The organism is Paenibacillus sp. P2(2022) (assembly GCF_029522175.1).
Classification (GTDB): Bacteria; Bacillota; Bacilli; order Paenibacillales; family Paenibacillaceae; genus Paenibacillus; species Paenibacillus polymyxa.
On sequence record NZ_JAKWFI010000002.1, the window covers coordinates 972,169 to 997,601 of the forward strand.

General features: G+C 45.6%; 13 protein-coding genes and 1 rRNA gene. All 14 read left to right on the forward strand.

Features of this window, described 5'->3' with window-relative positions:
- The first annotated feature begins 1 nt into the window (after position 1).
- Positions 2 to 3,391, forward strand: coding sequence for a tubulin-like doman-containing protein (locus tag MMB75_RS11830; protein ID WP_025364741.1), 3,390 nt, complete (start codon positions 2 to 4; stop codon positions 3,389 to 3,391).
- Between the two features lie 2 nt (positions 3,392 to 3,393).
- Complete coding sequence (locus MMB75_RS11835; protein ID WP_039277215.1) at positions 3,394 to 5,760, forward strand: transcription initiation factor TFIID; 2,367 nt, start codon at positions 3,394 to 3,396, stop codon at positions 5,758 to 5,760.
- A gap of 44 nt (positions 5,761 to 5,804) precedes the next feature.
- Positions 5,805 to 7,094: a vWA domain-containing protein gene (locus MMB75_RS11840; RefSeq protein WP_016821151.1), complete on the forward strand. Its 1,290-nt coding sequence runs from the start codon at positions 5,805 to 5,807 to the stop codon at positions 7,092 to 7,094.
- Positions 7,095 to 7,112: 18 nt separating this feature from the next.
- Positions 7,113 to 7,754: a hypothetical protein gene (locus tag MMB75_RS11845; protein WP_016821152.1), complete on the forward strand. Its 642-nt coding sequence runs from the start codon at positions 7,113 to 7,115 to the stop codon at positions 7,752 to 7,754.
- Between the two features lie 16 nt (positions 7,755 to 7,770).
- Complete coding sequence (locus tag MMB75_RS11850) at positions 7,771 to 9,036, forward strand: TRAFAC clade GTPase domain-containing protein (RefSeq protein ID WP_016821153.1); 1,266 nt, start codon at positions 7,771 to 7,773, stop codon at positions 9,034 to 9,036.
- Positions 9,033 to 12,062 carry a GAP1-N2 domain-containing protein gene (locus tag MMB75_RS11855; RefSeq protein ID WP_016821154.1) on the forward strand — a complete coding sequence of 1,010 codons (3,030 nt, stop codon included), beginning with the start codon at positions 9,033 to 9,035 and terminating at the stop codon, positions 12,060 to 12,062. The genes MMB75_RS11850 and MMB75_RS11855 overlap by 4 nt, the downstream gene beginning before the upstream one ends.
- A 209-nt stretch (positions 12,063 to 12,271) precedes the next feature.
- Complete coding sequence (locus tag MMB75_RS11860) at positions 12,272 to 12,739, forward strand: MarR family winged helix-turn-helix transcriptional regulator (RefSeq protein WP_016821155.1); 468 nt, start codon at positions 12,272 to 12,274, stop codon at positions 12,737 to 12,739.
- A gap of 91 nt (positions 12,740 to 12,830) precedes the next feature.
- Complete coding sequence (locus MMB75_RS11865; RefSeq protein WP_016821156.1) at positions 12,831 to 14,207, forward strand: MFS transporter; 1,377 nt, start codon at positions 12,831 to 12,833, stop codon at positions 14,205 to 14,207.
- An 85-nt stretch (positions 14,208 to 14,292) separates the two neighbouring features.
- Positions 14,293 to 14,862, forward strand: coding sequence for a hypothetical protein (locus MMB75_RS11870; RefSeq protein WP_016821157.1), 570 nt, complete (start codon positions 14,293 to 14,295; stop codon positions 14,860 to 14,862).
- 69 nt (positions 14,863 to 14,931) lie between these two features.
- The gene (gene rpmG, locus MMB75_RS11875; protein ID WP_013370941.1) at positions 14,932 to 15,081 is read left to right on the forward strand and encodes a 50S ribosomal protein L33; all 150 of its coding nucleotides are present in this window, start codon (positions 14,932 to 14,934) and stop codon (positions 15,079 to 15,081) included.
- Positions 15,082 to 15,591: 510 nt separating this feature from the next.
- Positions 15,592 to 15,837, forward strand: coding sequence for a type B 50S ribosomal protein L31 (locus tag MMB75_RS11880; RefSeq protein WP_016821159.1), 246 nt, complete (start codon positions 15,592 to 15,594; stop codon positions 15,835 to 15,837).
- 846 nt (positions 15,838 to 16,683) lie between these two features.
- Positions 16,684 to 20,157, forward strand: a complete 3,474-nt coding sequence (locus tag MMB75_RS11885) for an S-layer homology domain-containing protein (protein ID WP_045243805.1) — start codon at positions 16,684 to 16,686, stop codon at positions 20,155 to 20,157.
- Positions 20,158 to 20,183: 26 nt separating this feature from the next.
- The gene (locus MMB75_RS11890) at positions 20,184 to 24,743 is read left to right on the forward strand and encodes an S-layer homology domain-containing protein (protein WP_277507810.1); all 4,560 of its coding nucleotides are present in this window, start codon (positions 20,184 to 20,186) and stop codon (positions 24,741 to 24,743) included.
- A gap of 602 nt (positions 24,744 to 25,345) precedes the next feature.
- Positions 25,346 to 25,433 (forward strand): 16S ribosomal RNA (locus MMB75_RS11895); the annotation flags it as partial.

The window sequence follows — 25,433 nt, forward strand, 5'->3', positions numbered from 1 at the left end:
TATGAAACCAGTAGTTAGAGAGCATATCCAACAATTAGACGTATCACTCGGCGGAGGGATCGTAAGCGATAAGATCAGAGTAGATACCATTGATAATCCTATTTTAATTATCGGACTTGGGGGAACGGGGATTGACGCCCTTCTCCGCTTGAAATATCAAATAAACCGCAGATTCAAGCTGCCTGCAGACCCGATTTCCAAGAAAAAGAGCGAGAAGCCGGATAATGTAGAATTTCTCGCTTTTGAAACGAATGAACAAGACCGTAACAAAAAATACAAAGGGATTGGTTTGGACCCCATCAATGAGTTTGTACTGCTATCCAATGCGGAAATCGGTGGATTGCTGCAAAACCGCAGTATTCTAGAGCCATATATCACTGACTGGCTGTCTCCTGAGCTGAGCATTACCGACGGTATGAACGGGGCGGCAGGGGTGCGTCAGGCTGGACGGTTGTTATTGTTCACCAAAATCAATCAGGTCGTACAAAGCATTGACAAAAAAATCAAAACCCTGTCTGAAGGCACCAACAAGAAGCTTATGGTATTCCTGCTGTCTGGATTGTCAGGCGGTACAGGGAGCGGTACTTTCCTCGATATCTCATATATCGTCCGAGGCATCATTGAGCGCGATTATGGTTCCGCTGGTGTAGACCGTGTTAACACACTGGGTTATCTGTTCACGCCGGATATTAATCTGGCGAATAAAAGCCTGAGCGAGCATACGCGTGAATATATTAAAAAGAACGGCTATGCTGCATTGAAAGAACTGGACTACTGGATGAATGTGGACAGTCGTGGCGAACGCTTTAAGCAACAGTACGGTAACATTTTGACTGTAAACTCGCCGCTGCCGCCATTTAATCTGTGTCACCTTATTTCGGCTACGAATACGGAAGGCAAGCTGCTGGAAAATGCTTATGATTACTGCATGAATGTTACCGCTGAGAACATCACCAACTTTATGGCGAGTGAGGAAAAACAGTCAGGCGAAGAGTTCGCCATTCATGACTATATCAGCAACATTCGTACCAATATCGCGCAAATGAATAAGGCGTATCCAGCAAACTACGATTACAATATTATCGGAGCTTCTTCGGCAGTGCTGCCCATGGAGGAAATGACGACATATCTGGCTTACCGGATGTTTGGTAAAATGTCCAAAATGTTTGAGCAAGCGCCGAATCAGGAGGATGTAGAGAAGTTTGCCCGCAAGCTGGGTGTCGATCTGGATAGCATGATCAAAAACTTTGAATCTCGTGTACCTGAGCCGCTTCCGGGTTTTGAGAACAGTGAACGGTTAAGTTATAACAATGTTGTTAAAATGCAAGTAGTCAATATGGACACTGAGTTGGAGCAAACGTTCCTGACGCGTGCCCGCGAAGAGTATATCAAAGCGAAGAAACAACTTCCCGGTGAAATTACAGGACAGTTTACAGACCAAATCCGCCGAATGTTCCTGCATCCCGAGCAAGGACCGTTTTATGTATCTCGCATGATTTATACTGAAAAAGGATTTAGCTTGCTGAAAATGCTGCTTTCCTATGTTGAAACGCTGCGTGAATCGCTGCACCGTATTCCAACGGACATTGAATGGGCGCGTGAGCAAGCGAATGAGAAGCTGGGTGATGCCAAGAGCGCGTTTGTATCCAAGGATAAGAAGAAAAATGCATATATTGAAGCAAAAATTAATGAATATTGGTTGCGGGCTGATGTGGAACGTACAGAGCAGCTCATTGAATTTTATGAAGATCTGTATGACCTACTAAATAAAGAAAATAACCGCATTTATAATGTATTTACTGAAATTTTGAATGCACTGAGTGCCATTTTCGAGAAGAATGGCGATCTGCTGATTAACGGCGAGGAACAATCCGATCACAAAGGAAACAAGACGTACTATTGGAATCTGGTAAGTGTACCGGATATCTCAGAAGTTGTGACCAAGCTGCTGGATAATCGCAATGGTGACGATTTGATCCGTGATTTTGCCCAAGAATTGCTGGAAAATTCAGATCAATGGGTGAAAGATCAGGATATGGATATCATCAGCTCGATTTCTAATTTCTTGACTGACAAATTCGGTGATCTCATTACCCGTTCCATGGAAGATTTCCTGGTCATGAAATACGGACAGGACGAAGCAATTGAAAAATTTGTGGAGCGTTACATTGCAAGCAAGCTGGATGAGGAGGCTGTACCTGTCTTCCATTTGAGCAATAGTTCTGGCAATTTGTACTTCCCGTCATGGGGATTCGTTTCGGTACCTGTACAGTCGCCTAATATCCTGAAGGGCGTTCGCAATTATCAAAATAATGCAATTGGCAAATCGCACTTTACTATTAAAGAAAGTGAAGTCCGTAACCGGATTTTCTGGCTCAATACGCGTAATGGTGTTCCTCTGTTTGTATATACGCCGCTCAAAGTGTATGAAGAGAGCTATGAGAAAACCATTCTTGACCGCGAAGGTATTGGCCGACATCTGGTGCAGACAGGTCAGAACAACTGGACGAATTTGCCGTCGCCGATTCCTGAAAAGTCATGGGGAGAAACTTACGTCAACTCCCGTGTGCAAGCCCACAACGCCCGCATTCGCAATGACTTCGACCGTGCCAAGTCACTCGGCGTAATTCGGGAGAAGGATGTTGATCAAAATACAAGCAGCCGCTTTACTGTAATTCGCTCAAAAGCGCTAGATCTGAATGCACTACTGGCAGCCTACGATATGCGATTGCAGGAATCCAAGCCGAATTTGGGTGAGGTGAAAAGAGCATGGTCCGAGCTGAAACGTCTACTGGCTGAAGGGCTCGAACAGGCCGGAAGCAAGGACATCTTTGGCAGCATCAATGAAGAGATGGCGAAGGAAAACCTGATCCGTTCACCAGAGTTAACGCAGGTGGTTCGTGATGAGCTGGCGAAATATATACAAATCGAAGCAAAAGCCGCCGAACTGGAAGCTTTACTGGGCAAATATCAGGATGAAGAAAAATGGCTGGATCAGTTCATTCAGGCACTCTATACGGACACGATTACGAAAAAAGGCGCTTTGTACGTCTATGATCGTGATGAAGAGGAAGAGGCGTGGGAGCCGTTTGCCAACGTCATGAAAAGCCGCAATTATGTGGAGTTTGAAATCTTCACAAACTTCCGTGGTTTGGAAGAGAAGAAATTTGCAGCTCTAATGCGCAAGGCGGATCGCCGTGATGCTGTATTGACTTCATCTGAGGATATTACACCACTGCTGGCGAAGTTGGATGAATTGGCTGCAACTTACACAGAGGCTCGCAATCAATTGGAATATGAAAAGGTAGAGCTGGCTAATGGAGCGGAACTTTATGCATTCTATGCTCAAATGGCTGGAAAATTAAACGACATCCGCAGAAAGTTGAAGTAAGTATGAGAGAGCAGCTGTTACGTTATGCGGCTGACTATGCAGCCGCAGAGGACCAATTAATCGGAAGCGGGGATGGACGCAGCAGCATCCATTTCCCGTCCGTGTTTCTTTTTATCGGCGATCGCATGAGCCCGGTGATGAACACAATTGCAGATATCAACCGGACCAAGTGGGATAACAGCACAGGGGTAACCTATATTCAGATTCGCTCACAGGATGAGCATGCGGCTGTAGACCGCTCGGTGGATGCCATCGTTCATACGATAGCAGTACCGGAAGAAAGTAGCCACCAAACGCTACGCCGTGACTTGCACCAGGCTTTTTATACCCATGAATCGAAGTTAATTGAACTTAACACCGCGTTGCGCCGTGCTAGTGGACATCTGGCCGATTACGGACGGTTGTATTCCTCGTTCGAGCGTGTACATTTGTCGATCTTGACAACAGCGGATGATCCCATGAACGTATTAATTCCTGAAATTACGCTGTTGGCAGAGTATATTTTTGCGCAATCTTTTAAATCAGTACAAATGGATCTGTATGTGTTGGTGAGCGAAAGCGATCAGACTGCCCAATTCGGCTACAGGAGTGCAACGTCCGTTGCTTTTATGCGGGAGTTGGATTATATCCAGAGCCCAGCATATACGTTTACCGCACCGCTGCATATGACCGAGGACAAATTGACCATCCCGGTATCCCATGCTCCATCTCCGTTGTTTGATCTTGTCTATGTGCTGTCAGACAAGAATGAGCGCGGCGTAACGGTACCGAATAGTCTGCGCGAGAGCTGTGATATTATTTGTCACATTCAGCTTCTAAAAAACCGTTATCAGGCAGGAGATTCCTATCGGTCACAGGATGGGGGCTACAATAATACATCGTTTAAGAACAACATCATGACGGAATCCGGGCGGCAGGGTTATGTGTCGGCTGGATTTTCCCGAGTTAACCGCCCTAATCAATCGATTGCCCTTACGGTGTTGTATCACTTTTATGTGAAGTTGTTAGAGCGTATGAGAACCGAGCAAGAGTGGGACATACGTGATAAGCTAAATTATTTTGGTTTAGATGCTGCCGAGCGTGGCCGCACGCGAAATGATCTAGTTCCTGACAATGAGGCGATCATGGACATGAGCGCACTAATGACCAGCGGAGCCAGTTACGGCTCGTTGAAACGAATGACATTACGTGAAGCAGAGGAAGCCTTGTTTGGTCAGGGCTGTGAAGCCTTTTTCCGTGACAACTGCGAACGGATCGTACATAAACGCTTGGGAGATTTTCAGGCGGATTTGCGTTTGCAGATGGCTGTGAATACAGCTGCTAAAGAACATCCTCATATCGGCTTTTTCGAGCTGACAGATTGGACAGATGAAAATCAAACAGGAAATGTGCTTACGGCTATTCGGGGACTGATTCGTGATACGTCCAATGATTTGCAGATTAGTGCAGCCGAACTGGATGCGCTGTATAGCGGACGAGTGGAGGATCAGCCCTTTCAACGACTGCCACTTATGGATAAACATAATGTGCGCAGCTTGATCCGTTATCTGACCGAGACAGTCTACGGACATAAATTGCACATGTTGCGGATTCAAGTGGATTTGGAGCTACTTCGCCGCTATGAGCTGGCATTGGAAAAATGGCATGCACAGGCCAAGCATATTACAGTACAGCTTGCCAACCTAGAGCGTGACCTGCATCAAACTGCAACGGACAGTATTCGGCAGGCTGACAGTTACACAGGCCAAAACCTGTTCGAGTACTATGAGCGTGTGACAGAGGATGTCATGCGTGAGCTAGAAAGCAAGCGGGGAAAATCTATATTCTTTGACACCCGGCATATGGGACCTGTATCTGGATTGCTGGATGGAGGTTTATCCGCGCTGGTGGATAGACTTACACAGACCTGCCGTACCTTGATTCTCAGCTCACAGCCATTTAATCAGACATTCGAAGAAGAATTATTACGTCGTGCCAATGTAGCTGCTGCATATGAAAATCGGCTGGTCGTTCCAAAGGATGAACTGTTTAAAAAACTGTATCAAACGTTAGAAGAGCATGGCGGAATTAATGTACGTTTGCTCGACTACACCCATGAGCATCGGTATGAAGAAAAGTACTTCTTTGGTGATTACGAAGGCGAGTTTCTTCCTTATGCGATGGAAGTGGACATTACTTCGCGAATTTACAAGCTGGGTTTTGTGCATGAGCGTCGCAGCAGCGGGGTGGAAAAACTGCATTTGATGGGCGGCTTCCATCTGGAGGATCTGATGGTTTACCGCAACGGCAAAACGTATTATGAGACATATACTGCGAATGGTTTCGTGTTTCATGGAATCGACGTGGACCGGTTGCCGGAATTGCGGTAGCCATAATTATCCTACTTTAATGATGGAAGGAAGCAACGAATCTTATGAAGCAACGTAAATTTAACGTTCTCCTATTGGTGTTTGGCTTGCTGGGCGCTGTAGTAGGCTTCATCTTGGGAGAGCTTATTCTTCACAAATTAATAGGCCACTGGCCGCATATCATTGTGATCGGGCTATATTTTGGCATCATGGCGCTGTGCATTGGTCTAGGCTGCCTTATCGGCGAACTGATTTCGCCACAATTAAATGGACATTCATGGCGACAACGATACTCCGGATTATCTTGGAAATTACTGGTACCTGCTACGCTGGTCATGTTGTTCGTGGCAGGTCTGCTATTGGAACTGGGATATCAGGTTAACCCTGAAGGGCGCAAGAGTGTACAGGACCTCGTGCTTGTGATTGATAATTCCGGGAGTATGCAGCAAACAGATCCCGATAATGAGCGCCTAACCGCTGCCAAGAGTCTAATTGGGCAAATGGATGGTGATAAGCGCGTAGCCATTGTTTCTTTTGAATCCACTGCGCAGTTGGTACAGCCGTTTACTCCTATTGGCACAGACGCAGAGAAGCAAGCGGTATATTCCAAAATCGATAGTATGCAGACTATAATGTCAGGCGGTACAGAGATCGGGCTTGCTTTGGACGAGACGATCAAGGAGATTGAAACCCAAGGCAATGCGGAAAAAGGTTCTCTCGTTATTATGCTCTCTGACGGCTTTAGCGAACTGGATACGCAAACCGCCTTGGCGCCTTACATTGCCCGTCAGATTCCGATTAATACGATCGGCCTGAAACTGGCAGAATCGGAAGGTATAGCTTTGTTGCAAAATATTGCCAGCCTAACGGGCGGAACTTATTCTAATGTAGCTAATGCCCAAGGACTTACTCAGGCGTTCGGTAAAATATATAACAAAATTGGTGATCGCACGCTGGTAACGGAGCGGACAGGTGAGTATGCCGACAGTCTGTATTTTGCCATTTATCGCGTAACGGCTCTAGTTATCATTGGGGTTCTATTAGGGTTGGCTCTTGGATTGATGTTTGATAACCGTTTTCTCGCGAGGAATTTCGCAATTGGTGGAGTTCCAGCCGGCTTGCTCGCTGGCTTGATTTTGGAAAGAGGGTTATCTGGCTCGCCTATAGGTGACTTGATGATTCGTTTGCTGGCAGCGCTCGTACTGGCGGCCCTTATTGCTGTCTTTTCGCTTGTTCTGCCGATTGCGGAAAATACTCGCCGATCTTCTGGTGGTGGGAGCCAGGGGGGACCGTCAGGCCACCGGAGAGGGACACCAGAAGGCCCGACGCGCAATCGACGTAACAGTGGGTTTTAGAACGGGAGGCGGGAACTTATGCAGTATAGGGATGCACAGCCCGATGATCCTGTGATTTCGGAGCTGAGCCACAAAATTGACGACAACCGGGTTGTGTTACGCTGGCAGTGGCCTGAAGGCGTAGCCGTGGTCTATATTGCCAAACAATCAGCTGATACAGGTGCGAATGGACAGAATGAAGCACCGACTTCTGGACTGAAGCTTTTTACACGCGAGGAATATAAGGCCGCTGGCAGCTATCGTGACCGAATTGAAGGCATTGGACGTGTGCGGTATACCGTGTATCCAGCTGTTCGGGAGGCTGGTGAAACCTTTGTAATCCGCCAGCAAGACGGAGCCAACCAACTGGAGTTGAGCACAGGTAGGGCTAAAATCAAATATGCGGTTCACCATAAGAAAAGCTGGTTTCGCAGCCGCAAAACAGTCCAGATTCAGGTGACAGCCGAAGTTCCTGTTCCGCAGGAGGCGCTTTGCTACGTGAAAAAGCGCGGTGGCTATCCGGCAGACCGGGACGATGGAACCTTGTATGCGTTCACGGCACCCTTTGCCGCAGGACGGAATGTTTTACCCGCTATTGAAGTGGGGGGAGATGAGTATGTGCGGCTGTTTTTTACGGACGGTCAGAAGTATGGCACGATATATGAATTAGTCCCTGAATGAAAGGAGGCCACAACCGATGAGTTTTCTTAGCAATTTATTCAGAAGAAAGCCACAGGCCGAGCCACGGCCGTTATTCTATGATATTGTGTGCCCTTATTGCTTTAGTAAATTTTCACCAGAGGAAGTGGTATTCCGTGCTTCTCATCACCGCGAAGATGATGAGGATTACGCTTTGGGTGAAGATGAGCTGTTGAACAAATATCGGGAGCGTTTTGGCTTGGATAGTGTGCATGATATGGAGGCAATTCTTCATCCCTATGATGTACCTGAGGAGCATCGCTTGTATTCAGAACATGTGCTGACAGGTCTAACGGACCGTTACGGTGAGCTGACGCGTCACCGACTGTGCCCACACTGCCATAACGAGCTGCCTGTAACCGCAGGCAAGGTGCCGAGCAATATTATTTCAATTATTGGAGCTTCACAGGCGGGGAAATCTGTATATATGACCTCTCTGATTCACACGCTGCAGCATGTGACGGCCGACCATTTTGACGCGGCTTGCATGCCGCTCAATGCAGAGATCAGCCGCAAGTTCCGCACGATGTATGAGGAACCACTGTTTGAACGAGGCGATCTGCTTACATCGACGCAAAAAGAAAAGATGCAAGAGCCTTTTATTTTCCAGTTTGTATTTAAAGATGAGGAAAAGCCACCATTGACTTTGGTGTTTTTTGATGTAGCTGGTGAGGGGATGGTCGATCAGGACTATCTGGGACTGCATGGACAGCATATTAAAAATTCTGCGGGTATTCTTTTTATGGTCGATCCACTGCAAATCCGTTCTATCCGGGAACGTATTAAGATTAATCTCGGCGATAAGCCTGGTGAATGGGTCTCGCAATATGATGAGCCGCGTGATGTCGTACTTACGATGTTCGGTGACTTTATCGCATACCAGGAAAAAGGCAAGACGGACATTCCAACCGCTGTGGTCCTGACCAAAAGCGACATGCTTACTGCGCTGGCAGATGAAGAAGGCACGTATATCAAGACGAACAGCAATATTTTTAATCCAATGGAACATCGCAAATACATGGATTTGGATGAGTTCTCGAACATTGATGGCGAAGTTCGGCGCTTTATCGAGAAGGTGGATAAGCCGTTCAAGGGCACAATGGATGTATATTTTACAGATACAGCCTATTTCGCGGTTTCTGCTCTAGGTAGCAATCCGGTGGAGCAAAAGCTGCAAGGGTTGGTTAGTCCGATCCGTGTAGATGAGCCATTCATTTGGCTGCTATACAAGTTGAAGTACATCGAGGGGAGAGAATCACAGTGAGTTATCCTACCTCTCGTATGATACAGCAGCAGATGTACACACGGGAACGGCGTGGTATTTTCCGTTCTACCGAAGGCTTTGATACCGTGGCTAATTCCAAAGGACTGGATACTTCATTTATTAAAAAGGTGTTGCATCCTTTATGTGTGTATGATGCGCCTGCGGCATTGACAGCGCGTGGTGAGAAGCAGGAGAGTGTCTATCCAGAAGCTTTACATCTGGTACGGACAGAGTCCGGGGATGTAGTGCTCGGACGCAGTATTTATAAAGCAGCGGATTTCACTGGGCTGCGGAGCGCATTTTTTACGCATAACTATGTGATTCCGGCCGGACATGGTGAGTCTCCATCTGATTATAAGCAGTGGCTGAACACTTCGTTTGTCGATACCTATGATATTGAGCAGGGAACGGAATTACCGGAATTAGAGCGTCTACCAGGTGGTAGTGTATTTCCCGCTGTTGACCCGTCTGCAGTACTGGCTCAATTGCAGCTGAGCGAAGAAGTGTTCAAGCAGCTCTTGTACGCAGTCATGATGTCAGCCGCGGGTCGCAAAAAGGTATATGTAGCGCTGAATGTGCCAGCAGAAGCGGTAGCATCCTCAGCCAAGCAACTGCTGGGTGTGTTGTACGCGGCACTGCCTTATGCATTTCGCAACAGACTCGGATTTCTTACATATGCGCAGGAACCGAACAGCAGAAAAGGCATTCACTTAATGTTCGTTGAGCCTTTCAGCTTGCGTCCCGGTGATCGGAATGTAGAAAAGGACTTTGTATTTGACCTCTCTAACAATAGTCGAATACTGAATGTGGATGCAGAACAGGTGAAACAGCCTTATTTTGACTGGATTGTCCGTACGCTATTGAATGGCGGGGCTGCGGACGATTTTCTCAAATTTGCCGAGCAAATGCTGGCAGGCATGGAGGCAGGACGTGAACTATTGCCCTCCAGCTATCATGAGCTCATTACGCTGTACAGAATTGAGCAGGGAGAGCGGTCATTATACAACGAGCAGCGAATCGCTGTATTACGAAGCTTGACTGATTATTTATCGCCATCTGATGCGCTACCACGTAAAATGCGGCTGAATGATCTGTTTCTTTCATTTTTTGATCATGAGTTTGATCGGGTGAAGGATGGGCATATTCCGGATGTAGGGCTGGTCGATTGCTTCAAGGACTATTATAAAGTTCATGCACGTAGCAGCGAAAATCGGCTGGTGGAATATTTAATCCGTTCGCTAAACAATGCTTATACTGCCAGGAATACGGAAGCAGTCACATATATTTATCATACGATTGAAGAGAATCCGTCATTAGGCAAGGCCTATTTTACGAAAGTACTGGGTAATCCGGCACTCACCAAAATGCTGTTCATTCCCTACATGGACAGTCAGATGAAAAGAACGCCTGATGTAAAGGGCCTGTTGGCCGTGGTGCATGAATGGGGCAGTCGGTATATCGAAGTGTCGGCGAATGCCGACTTTCAGCTTTTGGCCGAATCTGCATTGATGGGCAAGCTACGTGCTGAGAGAAAGCCGGTAGAGGCTGTGGCTGCCATTCACGAACGCTTGCGTCAATGGGACAGTAGTTCTGCCGTGGGCACACTGTCCCCGCTGGAGCAATCTGGATTGACAGAGCGCTTACAGGAAGCAGCGGATCGGTATTTGCTCACTGAAGTAGAGCTTAAAGAAATTTCACCTGATCAGGTCGTACAGATTCCGTTTTTCACACGGCCCGATTTGGTACAGTGGGTTGGAAAGTTGCCTGCTCCTCTCAAGGGACAAGCCGTGCGATTGATTGCGGCTTATGATTGGTTTAACACGGAGGACCCGGAACCATCGGTGCTAGACGGTCTGGAGCCAAGCGAAGTAGAAAAGGTGCAAGATTGGGCTTATGGTTGGCTGCCCCAGCAGCTTGCAGAAGGCCATTTTGCCCGTCTGTTGCCAGCTTTCTATCGTTCTGATGGTACTGGCGAGGGAATACTGGATTTTGCTCGCCTGGTCAGTTCGATCCGCAAATGGGCGAAGGATAACGATACGATGTACCGCTTTATCCGCTGGTCGGAGGAACACGCTGAGTTTGCTACTCCACGTGGTGGTTTTGAGCCAGCCTATCGGCGTGCGTTGCTTTTATTCTTCCAAAAGGAAGGACGAGAGGGACTGCATAAAAAGACGCTTTGGCGTCAATATTTTGAATCTGCTAAGCCTGTGTTTAAAAATTTCTATTTGGCAGCAAAGCGTGAGACAGATACGCCTTTGGTCAAAACGCTTCGTCGTTTCCGCAAAGGCGGGGTGATTTCCGGGATCGTATTAATCATTATTGCAGGTACATTAGGCGGCCTGAAAGCAACCGGGGTAATCGGATCTGTTGACACACCAACGCCTGCCGCTGCTCCAAAGCCTGTACAACAGCCAGTAGAGCCTATAGTGCCGGTAAAAGAGGAGCCTACTGCAATAGTGACACATGTACCTAATACCAAGTCCACTACGAAAATGGTCAAGCTGTTGTTTGCGTTTCAAACATCGGCAGAGCAGGCAGAATTTAAGCCTAAAAAACTCGTCATTGTCGGCGCGGATCAACAGGAGCACTCATACGAAAATTTTACGCTTGCTGAACAGAATGATAAGGAAGCAGCCAGTAAAGCTAACAATGGTTCGTCCGGTGACGTTAACACTGAGGGAGCTACCACCAAAAGTAAGACAGCAGACAGAGAATCCACAGGTGGTGGTTCTACAGATCTGAACGGTACATCCAGCGGAAAAACCGCTGATCAGACTGGAGCAGTGACAGACAACACAGATGGAGGCGCGACTTCAGAGATATCAACTGAGGGTAGCGGTATAGCAACTGATAAAACCACGACCAGCACGTCCGATAATGGTACAGGAATAACGGAATATGACCTCGACAAGTATCCTTATCGTACGTTGTTGACCATTTGGCAACGGCTAGAGCTAAATGATGCTAGCACGGTTACCGTTGATGGGAAAGATTATCCGCTAGTTCAAGTGAAAACTGCGGACTAAGCAACTATAGACAGTAAAAAGACGGGTTCCTTTCAGGGCCTGTTTTTTTGCTATGTATAAGTATATATAGAATGTATTCGTTATTTTGAAACTGGCTGTATTTAATAGACGATCATTTTACGAAGGTATTGACACCAAATAGGCGGCTGATTAAAATTAGTTGGAATTCAAACTATTAAAATTCGATAGATATGGAGGTTAGCAGTAAAATGGGAAGTGAGGTGTACCCCGTTTGTCTTCCATGGGAGGAAGAGAGCACGATGTATTTAATTAAATGGATTTTCACCACCGTCCGGCGTGAGATTGAAACAGCACTGCGCCCTTTGGGGCTTACCTCCCCACAATCGCAGACGCTCTATATACTGGCGATGTCGCCTGGAGTCACCAATACGGATTTGGAAAAGCTATTGCTTATTGATAAATCAAGTGTTACCAGCCTGGTTAACGGGATCGTTAAGAAAAACTGGGCAGTACGCCAAAGTCATCCGGAAGATGCGCGAATGAAGCAAATCTATTTGACCGAGGAAGGCTTGGAGATTCACAAGGTAGCCGAACGTACCATTGAGCAAATTAAAAGCTCCGTAGGCAAAACGTTATCTGTCGGAGAGTCAGAGGCGCTGCGCGGTTTGCTCAAAAAAATTCTTCACGATTACCGTCCTGCGAATACCTGCGTTTGAACGGATAAATAGAAAAATGTGCCCGGATGGGGAATCCATAAGCTATAAAAAGTCACCTAGATAAGGTGTTAACAGGAGAGGGAGAAACCAAATGATAAAAGAACAAACTTATCCCAATGCGGATAAGCTTATGCGTGTTTTGGCCTTCACACTTGTTTTTTCAGTGATGAACGCTTTTATGTTTAATGTAGTAATGCCTGTGATCCGGGAGAAATTTCATATTAGTGCCTCCGATGTAAGCTGGCTGCTGACGGGTTATATGATCGTGTATGCGGTTGGCTCGGTGACCTACGGTAAGCTGGCAGATAAGTATCGTCTCAAGGATTTGCTGACATTTGGGATTATCTTTTTTGCACTAGGCTCGCTTATTGGGCTGTTGGCCAATCAATTTTGGATGTTAATTGTAGCTCGTTTGCTTCAGGCCACAGGGGCTGCTGTTATTCCGGCAACTGCTATGATTGTTCCTGTTCGTTATTTCTCGGCTGAAAAAAGAGGGCGAGCTTTGGGCGTCACAGCAATCGGCTTAGCATTAGGCACTGCACTGGCTCCTATTATTTCTGGTTTGATTACAGGATTTGCGAGCTGGCGTTTTCTGTTCGTCATTTCCATGCTGCCACTGATCGCTTTGCCGTTCTTTCGCAAATACTTGGACGATCAGCGAGGAGAGGATCAGAAGTTTGATTTTCTGGGTGGATTATTGCTGGGTGGAACAGTGGCCTTCTTGTTGCTTTCCATTTCACAAGCCAATATGGTATTTTTTCTGATCGGTGTGGTTTTATTTGGACTGTTTATATGGCGCATTAATACTGCCCACGATCCGTTCATCCAGCCGAAGCTGTTCCGTAACAAGCAATATTCATATGGGCTTCTTATCGCTTTTTTAGGGACGGGGATTAGCTTTGGATTGCCTTACTTGGCACCACAGTTTCTGAATAGTCTCAACCAGCTTACACCAGCAACGATTGGACTGATTATGTTTCCCGCTGCTATTGCGTCAGCTCTATTAGGAAAAAAAGGGGGGCGCTTGGCCGATAGCAAAGGGAATTCAGTTCTGGTGTATACAGCCGTATCGCTATTATTTATCTGCTTTATCAGCTTGTCCACGTTTGTAGGTGCGTCTCCGTATCTGATTTTGTTTTTGCTTATTTTCGGGAATGTAGGTCAGACCTTTATGCAGATTGCCATGTCCAACACAATTTCTCGTACTTTGTCGAAAGATCAGATTGGTGTTGGAATGGGGCTGTTATCTCTGTTGAATTTCATTGCCGGGGCGATCACAACAAGTATTTTGGGCAAAACGTTAGATAGTTCCTCGTCCTTTCATTTGAATCCTGTTGTATCTAATGTCCAGGTGTTCAATTTTAGCAATATATTTACGGTGCTTGCGCTGATTGCACTTGTGACGATGGGGCTTTATGCGTTGCAGTTCCGGCGAGGGGCACGTGGCAATAGGCCTGCTGTCGAATAAGGATAAACATTTTATGTAAGCTCATGCCATAACAAGGGTATAATATAGAAGGAGAAATTTTCTATGGAAGGACGGAGTGCCCAGCATGACAAGAAACCTTCAATATGTACCCTATGGTTATGAACCACCAATCGAAACGCACAAAGGGACTATGGTCTACTATGATACGTTTGAGCAGACTACAGCCAGTGAGCTGGAGCTTTTTGCCGAAACGGGGGCTGCACTATCTTTTACAAAGTTGGTGCTGTATCCACTACATGAAGAAACCGTCAGAAGAATGTGGAAGCAGCCAGTACGCTCGTATTATAAGCGGGTCGACGAGCTGGGAGAGTGGCAGCGAGAGCAGGCTTTGAGTGCTGTTGTGATTGAGAACTGGGAAGGTAAGCGAAAAAAGTATACGCCGATTGAAGCAGCCATTCGTTTTTTGGCGGAAAAGTATGCAACTCCGCTTTTTTTGTATATGAGTCCTGAAACTGCTAATTTGTGCGCTTCCTATGTATCCTTTGGAGAATGGATTAGAAACGTCAGGTTGGTGCTTTCGAGTGAACCCTTGGAACTTCATCCTAAGCTAGTACAGTACCGTAATCGCTGGAACACGGTAAAAGAAGCAACAAACCGCGACTCCAAGGTTGACAAAGAGGAGCATGAATTATAGAATAGAACTAATCGTAAAAATTACTATTGTAATTGTATACCATGTATTCCAATTGAGGAGGAAGAACAAATGCGCGTTATTGTTACCTTGGCATGCACCGAATCCGGTGATCGCAACTATACAACAACCAAGAACAAAAGAAATCATCCGGAGCGTATTGAAATGAGAAAATACTCTCCGCGTTTGAAAAAGTACACGATTCATCGTGAAACTAGATAATTTGAGGTTTGCTGCATAGCAACCTGAATGATTCTGCTTCGTGAGCGGAGCCTGTTAAGTTTGCATAAAGCCTGCGTTATGGAACCGGCGAAAACTTGAATTAGTCCAGTGGACAGAGTGTCCAAAGTTAAAGCTAGCACCTAAGAGGATGGCTTCTTTTCATGGTTGTTTGATAGATGCTAAGCTACATGGCACGCTTTGCCTTTTGAATCGAAAGCACGTGGCCACCGAGTTATCCTATGCTGATGTCAGCATGCAGGACGAGCCGGAGAACCATTCACAATATGCTTATATAACGATGGAGGCTGACGAAAGATACGGAGCGTTCGTGTAATGGGCGATGCGATATATACGGCATCGTTCGCTTGTCGTTTACGACCTTGAGCGCAACTGTTACGATCTGTCGTCTTTTTTTCTGAGACATAACCGCTCTTTTTGCTAACTGATGGAGCATTGCTGCAGTACGTTTGAGTTTGAAACTAAAACTACATGAAAGATTAGGTGAAACAAATGAAAAAAGATATTCATCCAACATTGAATAAAGTTATCTTTTTAGACCCTAGCTGTGGATTCTCTTTCCTGAGTGCTTCCACTAAGTATTCGCAAGAAACGATGGAATGGGAAGATGGCAACACATACCCAGTTATCCGCGTAGATACTAGCTCCGCTTCCCACCCGTTCTTCACTGGTAAACAAAGAAACGTGGATATCGGTGGACGTGTGGATCGCTTTAACAAAAAATACAACCTTAAGTAAGACTCTTCGAAAGCTAGGTTTACGGATTATGTTGATAATTCGTAAACCTAGCTTTTTTGTTATCTACGGACTAGTTACGTCCGAAAACAATGCGAATAACAAATGTATTTTGCGCCTCAAATGTAACACTCTTTTACTAGCTTTAAGTAAGCTTAATCAAGTAACCCGATTTGTCATTGCCATGTGGATCACTTCTCCTCTGGAAAAAGCCGTAGATCGCATCACGCACCTTTTGCTCAAACTGCACGTTGTTCCAATCCCAACACTGTTAATCGGTACCGCTTATCCTGATTGTTTGATAACATGCTCATTTTGCAAGTGCCAAAGTGTAATAAGAACATGAAAGCAGCAGTTTTCCCGGAACGGTACGAGAAGCTGCTGCTTTCCAATGTAAAATGAACGCGCACAATTGTCGACAATGCTAATCTTGGCAAACTAATCATTTTATAACGTAATTCTATACTTCGAATAAGATTGTCTTACTTAAAAATAATCGCAGGTATCTAGCCTGCGATTATTTTTTTATAGAAAAAGAGTCGCGGTTAAGAGAGGATTTCGATAAATCACACGCGGAAATGAGTTATTTGAAGAATAGAGTTGGGGACTTAATGCAACTAGCATCATTATAATAACTTTTGTTCAGAATTGGTTCAGAGCTTTCATATATATTAATTGAAACGACATAAATCACTTTTTTTCGACAAATATATGAATAAAAATTAATATAAACGCATTATTTATCGATAAATTCAGTGAACAGGCTTTATTAATTTTGAATTATGTAAAAACATTTCGAAGATCGAATAGGATCGTTTTACTCAAAAGTAAAATTAGGAGGTACAACCATTGAAGGTTTATTCACTTAAGTGGGCAGCCGCTCTTGTTGCTCTTCAGGCGACGTTTGGTACTTCTGCTTACGCTGCAACGCCTGCCGATAATTTGTTTTCAGATACATCCTATGTGACGACGAGTGATAAAATGGCAGCCATCCAAGAAGCTGTACGCCAGGGGCTTTTATCGGGAGATCCTCAAGGAACCTTTCGCCCTGCAGCAACATTAACTCGTCAGGAACTGGCAGTATTATTGGTCAGAGCTTTAAAATTGGACCCTGTTTCGAGTTCTTCTACTTTTAAAGATGTGCAAAGTAAACAATTTGCTGCGCCATATATAGAGGCCGCACAAAAAGCTGGATTTCTATCCGGGGATGGATTAGGGAATTTCCGTCCGAACGATCCTGTTACACGTGAAGAGCTGGCAGCCGTGTTTGTTCGTGCAGTTGGAGGGGTTAATGCAGAGGGCGGATCAAGCATTTTGCCCAAAGATCAGTCCTTGGTAAGCCAATGGGCGGCTGGATCGGTAGATACGGCACTTCGTCTGGGCTTAATTGACATTCATGACAGCAAGCTCAATCCCACAGGTGAAGTAAAAAGGGAGGATATTGCTCCTTTTCTCTTGGATATTTTCAAAACTCAAGAGCAAACAGCTACGATCAATAGCATTGATGGAGACATTGTAACGATTGATAATGTTCCTTATTTAATAGAAGGAAAGTTGAAAGAGTTGATCGGAAACTCCAATAAAGATGCGTTAAAAGGAGCTATATTAAAGTTTAATTCGCGCAATCGTAATGTGGACGGGCTGCAACAATTGGAGATCGTGCAAAAAGATGTTGTGTTAAACACCAATGGTCTACCGGAAAGCAGTCTGCTTCGAATTTCAGGTGATGGTGTTCAGATTAAAGGAGATATCAAAGGAGTAATCGAGCTTAACGACGGTGTCTCTAATACCCAACTGAATGGAAATGCAAACCATCTTATTGTGAATTCCAACAATGGTATTTCTATTAAAGGAACAGGGACAATTGGGGAGCTTAAAGTTGCCAACGCAAATGCTAAAGTGACATTGAACCCGAATTTTAAAGTTGAAATGATTCAGCTGCCTAAAGATGTATCTGTTTCACAAGTTATCCAAAATTACAACGAAGTACAAAAACAGATTGGAAAAATTCAGTCGGCTGACGGGACGGTTCATGAAGCGACTACAGCTACGTCGAGTAGCGTGACATTTTCCTCTGGAGGTGGAACTTCAACAAACTCAGTGACTAACCATGCGCCAAGCGTTACTACTGGGTTTACTGATACTACGTTAAGTACAGCAGATGAGCCTAAAAAGATTAATCTGGCAAATAGTTTTACTGATGCTGATGGAGACACTCTGACTTACACAGCAGAATCTTCTGCCACGAACGTAGCGAGGGTATCAGTGAACGGAAGTCAGCTGACTCTCACACCGGTGAGTGCAGGAACAACCAATGTCACGGTTACAGCGAACGACGGCAAGGGCGGGACCATAAACAGCCAGTTCAACGTGACAATCACACCGGTGATCCCCGAAGCCGTGAACCATGCGCCGACGGTGGAAACGTCGATCAGCAATGTAACGACAGGAGCCGCAGACGGAGTTAAGACGGTGAGTCTTGCAAGTGTGTTCGCAGATGAAGATAGCGACGCGCTGACATACACCGCAACTTCGACGAATGCGGGCGTGGCGACAGTAGCGGTAAACGGAAGCGATCTGAAAATAACGCCAGTGAACGCGGGAACAGCCGCGATTACGGTAACGGCAGATGACGGAAACGGTGGCACAGTGGATACACAGTTCAACGTGACGATCACACCGGTGATCCCCGAAGCCGTGAACCATGCCCCGACGGTGGAAACGTCGATCAGCAATGTAACGACAGGAGCCGCAGACGGAGTTAAGACGGTGAGTCTTGCAGGTGTGTTCGCAGATGAAGACAGCGACGTACTGACATTCACCGCAACCTCGACAGATACGGGCGTAGTGACAGTAGCGGTAAACGGAAGCGATCTGAAAATAACGCCAGTGAACGCCGGTACAGCCACGATTACGGTAACGGCAGATGACGGAAACGGCGGCATAGTGGATACGCAGTTCAACGTGACGATCACACCGGTGATTCCCGAAGCCGTGAACCATGCGCCGACGGTGGAAACGTCGATCAGCAATGTAACGACAGGAGCCGCAGACGGCATCAAGACCGTGAGCCTTGCAGGTGTGTTCGCAGATGAAGACAGCGATGCGCTGACATACACTGCAACTTCGACAGATACAGGCGTGGCGACAGTAGCGGTAAACGGAAGCGATCTGAAAATAACGCCAGTGAACGCGGGTACAGCCACGATTACGGTAACGGCAAATGACGGAAACGGCGGCACAGTGGATACGCAGTTCAACGTGACGATCACACCGGTGATTCCCGAAGCTGTGAACCATGCGCCGACGGTGGAAACGTCGATCAGCAATGTAACGACAGGAGTCGCAGACGGCATCAAAACGGTGAGCCTTGCAGGTGTGTTCGCAGATGAAGACAGCGACGTACTGACATACACCGCAACTACAACAGATACGGGCGTAGTGACGGTAGCGGTAAACGGAGGCGATCTGAAAATAACGCCAGTGAACGCGGGTACAGCCACGATTACGGTAACGGCAAATGACGGAAACGGTGGCACGGTGGATACGAATTTCACTCTAACGGTGACTCCTCCACCCGCTGTTAATCATGCTCCTGTTGTTCAAAGCGCGATTAATGATATTTCTACAGAAGCGGGTGCTATGGACACAACTATCGGACTTGCTTCAACTTTTGCAGATGAAGATTTGGACTTGCTAACGTATTCTGCTGATTCATCGAACCCTGGCGTAGCAACGGTTTCCGTTACCGGTGACCAACTGAGTATTACTCCGCTTGCATTAGGAAGTGCTACAGTAACAGTCACCGCAGATGATGGGAAGGGGGGAACCGTTCAAACGATCTTCCAAGTCACTGTTGGAGAAAAAAAGGGACTTTTCTTCTCTGAGTTGGCATGGGGGGAGAGCGACTCTATGATGCAGATTATTGAGCTCTATAATGCAGGTTCTGAGGAATTGGATGCTTCAAAAATTAGAATTGAACGCAGTAACGGTGGAAATTCGATTGAGATAAGTCAAGACGCTGGTGCTTTTATTCCAGGTGGAGCTACTTTTGTGATAGGAGAAACCATGTTTTTTGGTGATGTGTATATAGATTACTCCACGGGTATGGAATTTTATAACGATGATTCAGCACCTGTCACTTTATCACTCTATTACGATAATCAGTTGATTGATACGGCGGTGTTTCAGCCTCATACCACTATAGCTAGACAATCCGGTGTTACCCATGGAAATGCAGGCCACTACGAGGAAAGTGAATGGTTTGATGAAGGAATCGATTATACGGATAATATCGGTATCTTTAGCAGCGAGGCGCCATAATGAATAAAAAGAATAGAGGGAACATCATGAGTTCTAAACCTAATAAATGGCTGATTACATTAGCTTTGGCTGCACTTGTTGCTCCAACAGCCTTGCAGACGATTGCATCTGCTGCCAGTGATGCATCAAACGGAGCAGCTCTGGCCAGCCTGCCTTTTAAAGACATCAATAATGTTGCTTCTAAGCAAAAGACAAGCATCCTCCAAGCCATTGAAGCTGGGCTTCTGCGTGGAGACCCATCCGGATCTTATCGGCCAACGGATTTGTTGACTCGTCAAGAAATGGCGGTTCTATTAACTCAAGCTCTGCAACTCTCTATTTCTAAAGCAGCAACCAGCAGCTTTGCGGATGTAGACTCGAAAAGTTGGTCGAGTCCCTATATTGAGGCTGTACACCGTGCAGGACTCATGAATGGAGACGACGGTAACAAATTCAGACCCAAAGCGGTAGTGACCAGAGAGGAGGCGGCAGTACTGCTTATGCGGGCCGCCGGGCTTCCTATCGCAGCTGACGCCACGGAGTCTGCTAAACTTACTGATTGGAATCGGGTTAGCCCGTGGGCACGGCCTTACGTAAATACGGCTTTACAGTCGGGTTCCATGGAGACGGATCAATCCGCTTTCAAACCTAAATCGTCTGTTCAACGTCAAGATATAGCCCAGTATATGATGTCTACCTTTTTCCCTAAGGACCATGTTGTCCAACTCCAAAAAGTGGAGGATGGAAAGGCTTGGATTAACGGGATTGAATATAAACTTTCGGATTCAGTTAAAGGAATCTTGCAAACCTCTAACCAGGAGATTCTCAAAGGAGCAGATATTCAATTTGTAGCATCACAGCGGACCATTGAATCGATCACCAAACTAGTCATCCATGCGAGCGGGCAAGCCCCGATAGGGCAAGCTTCCGAATTCAGTGGTAATCTTGTATTAGATGGTCATAACTCTACGATTGACGGAGACTTAACTATTGACGGTGATTACATTTCAGTTATGAATTTGAATGTCAAAAATAGCTTTACAGTTACGTCAAGCCTTGGACATGATTTCTATGCCTCTAAATTTACGGTACAAGGAAAAACATATATTCAGGGTGGTGACCAGAACACCGTATTATTTGATGCATCTGAGCTGAAGGATGTCGAGGTCTCCAAACAGGATGTCCACGTTGTCATTCAAGGAAATTCGACGGTGGATCAAATGACATTGACTTCCAATGCAACGATTGAAAATGATTCATCCTCAACGATACTGCAGTTGAATGTTCTTGCCGGTGCCCAGCAGGTAGAGTTGCAGGGGACTATTCAGCAAATGTCGGTCAACAGCGATCAGTCCGTAGCTCTGACAGGCAAGGCCTCCATTAATACATTGGCTGTGAACAGTTCCACCCCGGTCAGTCTGGAGGTAGCTGGAACCATTTCAAATTTACAAGTAAATAACTCTGCAGCAAATATTAGTGTAAGCTCCTCCAGCCAAGTCACGAATACTTCATTTGCAGCAGGTGTGTCCTCTTCGACGGTATCAGGAGTCACTACAACTTCTTCTGGCAGCTCGCGTTCTACGGTTGTGACCAATACAGCGCCGAAGTTAGTGACCAAATATGACGATCAGGCCGTAACGGTGGGCGATTCTGAACTTCAAATTGACTTGCTTGGTCATTTTACGGACGAGGAGCAGTCCGAGCTCAAATATACGGCAGTGTCGTCTAGTGCAAAAATCAGTACAGTTCGAGTAGAGGGAACAAATCTATTTATTAAGGCTGTTGGCAAAGGGACTGCAACCATTACGATTGCCGCCGATGACCAGGCCGGGAAAAAAGCGGGAACGAATTTCAAAGTTCGTGTCAATGAATCTCCTGTTTCATCGGGTATCCCTGATCAAAGCAAGCAGTTGGGGAGCGGCGACGTAAACTTATCTTTGGGATCGTTTTTTACGGATTCTGAAAATGATCCCATGACCTATGAGGTTGCGATCGATGATTCTTCCATTGCCACCTTTACCCTGACTGGTGATCAATTGGTATTAACTCCGGCAACTGTAGGACATGCCCAAGTTACCGTCAAGGCATCCGATGGTCGTGAAGGCAGCGCAAGCCAGTCGTTTCAATTGGCGGTAACTGCAGTACCTAATCAAAATCCGGTTGTAAATCAGAAGCCAGGCAACCAAACGCTTACTGTTGGCGATGCGGACTACATCCTGGATTTATCCCCGGTATTCCTTGATCCGGATAGCAATCCACTAACCATATCGGCAGAATCCTCGGATCCATCCATTGCAACGGTCTCTGTTAACGGAAACCAGGCTACGGTTCATGCGGTTTCCTCAGGAACAGCAAACATCCAGCTAAAAGCGGCAAATGGCCTTGGAGGCGAGGTTAAGACCAATTTTGATATTACCGTTAATGAACCTCCGGCATCCTTGGGAATTCCGGATCAAACGAAACAAATCAATTCAGGCGACATTCAATTATCTTTAAACAACTTCTTTACCGACCATGAGCAGGATACGTTATCATACAGCATTGATATTTCCGATTCTTCGGTTGCGACTGCAGTGTTGAATGGGGACACGCTTACCATTACACCATTAAAGATTGGCAGCACAGCAGTATCCGTTAAAGCATCTGATGTCCATGGAGGCAGCACAAGCCAGTCATTCCAAATGGAAGTAACCGCTGTTCCTAACCAAAAACCGGTTATAGATCAGAAGCCTGATAATCAGACACTGATTCTAGGCAATGCAGATTATATCCTGGATTTATCTTCTGTATTTCACGATCCCGATGGCGATCCTGTGGATGTTTCGGTAGAATCGTCGAATTCATCAGTTGCTGCTGTATCCGTTAACGGAAACCAAGTCACCGTCCATGCAATTTCTTCAGGAACAGCAACGATTCAGCTTAAAGCAGAAGATGGTCGCGGGGGCGAGGTCACTACTGATTTTGATGTTACTGTCAATGAATCCCCAGTTTCGTCAGGGATTCCGGACCAGATAAAAGAAATAAATACAGGCGATATTCAATTGTCCTTAAACGATTTCTTCTCCAGTCCTGATAGCGATATTTTAACTTACGATGTTAGTGTTTCTGACTCGACTGTTGTGACGGCTGACGTTTATGGGGATATGCTCACTCTTACACCGTTAACGATCGGTAGCACATTAGTATCGATCAAAGCAACAGATGACCGGGGAGGGCAAGTGATCGAAACTTTTAAAACCACCGTCACAGCTGGAACTCCGGAGAATCAGAATCCAGTAGAAACTAAACCTGCCGACCAGTCGCTTACTATAGGTGGTGAGGTTCACTCACTCGATTTAGGTTCCGTTTTTACTGATCCTGATGGGGATACGTTGACCTTTAAGGCAACCTCTTCCGATCCGTCCGTTGCTTCGGCGGAAATCGCTGGAGCTCAATTGAAAATTCAGGCACTAAGTGCAGGAACGACGAGCATAGAAATCACAGCTATGGATGGTCGTGGAGGTGAAACCTCAACCAGCTTCCAGGTCAGCGTCCAATCATCCGGCTTGCCTAACCCGTCTTCTAATCAGCCGCCTCAAGTAGATGCGGTCATTTATGAACAAGTGTTGACTGCAGGAGTTACGAATGCAAGAAGCTACGACTTATCTCAATTGTTCAGTGATGCTGACGGGGATGTCCTGACGTTTACTTCTACTGTTGAATCAAGCGGTATGGTAAATGCAGAGGTTAACGGATCAACGCTGACTCTTACTCCTGGTAATCAGGCAGGAAGTACCAAGGTAACGATTACTGCGGATGATGGGCATGGCGGAAAAGCCACCTATAATTTTCAGGTAACGAATGCCTCTCTTGCAACGAATGGAATTATTCAAATCCGGACTAAGCAAGGGGTCAAAGATCCGATTACTTATGACATGTCAACAGTGTTCCCAGGTGAAACTTCATTTAAAGTCTATTCGGGTACGGCAGATTCTACCTTTACTGGACCAACCCCTCTTAATGGGACGGTTTGGACGTGGAACGGGGGTGTTTTTCAATACTTCTGGGTAATCGGAGCAAACGGATCTTCTACTGTGTTTCAAGTGATCTCAAACCCTCAAGGACCGGAGGAACTGTATTTTTCTCAGTATCTATCCTTGGATAAAACCCGTACTGCCATTGAGCTGTTTTACAATCCGGTAGGAGATACTTCTAAGCCTATAGAAAATGCAGGATACTCACTTGAGATTCATCAATACAATTTAGCTACAAATACTCCTAAAGTGTGGAGCCAGCCTATTAATTCGTTTTACAAAGGTATGCCTTATATATATATCGATTCCATCTTTTATGACTTTTTCGATATTATTCCTGCGACATACTATAATGATGAGATAATGTTATTAGAGACAGATAAAAACGTAACGACAGGCTATGTTCTGAAAAAGAACGGCGTAACGATCGACGTCTTAGGTGATCCTGACGGCAAAACGCAATTTATGCCGAATAACGGGACTATTATCCGAAAATCGGGGATTAAGTCCGGTTCCTCCTCTTATAACCTTCCGGGAGAGTGGAACTCTTATCCAAGTGGAACGCTCCAATATTTTAGTCATCATACTCCATAACATTTTGTGGAATTAACGGGAAGCCGGCGATTTTTTCGTCGGCTTTTTTCTTATATTTTTTCAGATTTTAATCCTCTTACTTTGTGCTTCCTTAAAAGGCAGTAGAAGTGCATAACGATTATCGGTTTTGGAGTTTGTTTTTGATTTTAAATTAAACTTAATTTTTTTTTTGATAAAATACTTGCTAAATGATTTCATTATGTGATATATTCTTATTCCGGCCAATTAAACAAGATGTTTTGCCGGGTAGCTAATAAGCAGAATGGATTTGAAGGAAGAAGTACTTCTCGAAAAAAAAGTTATTGCAAAATTAGTTCGAATGTGATAATATATAAAAGTTGCTGTTGAGATTGATTTGACATCAAGAGAAAGTGTTTGATCTTTGAAAACTGAACAACGAGTGAGTACGGATTTTATTTATAAAATCCAATGCTGAAATTTTAGTACATGCCATCTGGCTGTATGAAATGGAAGCAAAAAAGAGATATTTTATCTCGTCAGTTTCAACATGAGCTAATCGCTCTTTCTATATTGTTTCATCTTCGGTTCTTCTCCTTGGGGCAGATGAAGATGAAACAGGTTGACGTTACTTTGTAACGTCTTTAATGGAGAGTTTGATCCTGGCTCAGGACGAACGCTGGCGGCGTGCCTAATACATGCAAGTCGAGCGGGGTTAGTTAGAAGCTTGCT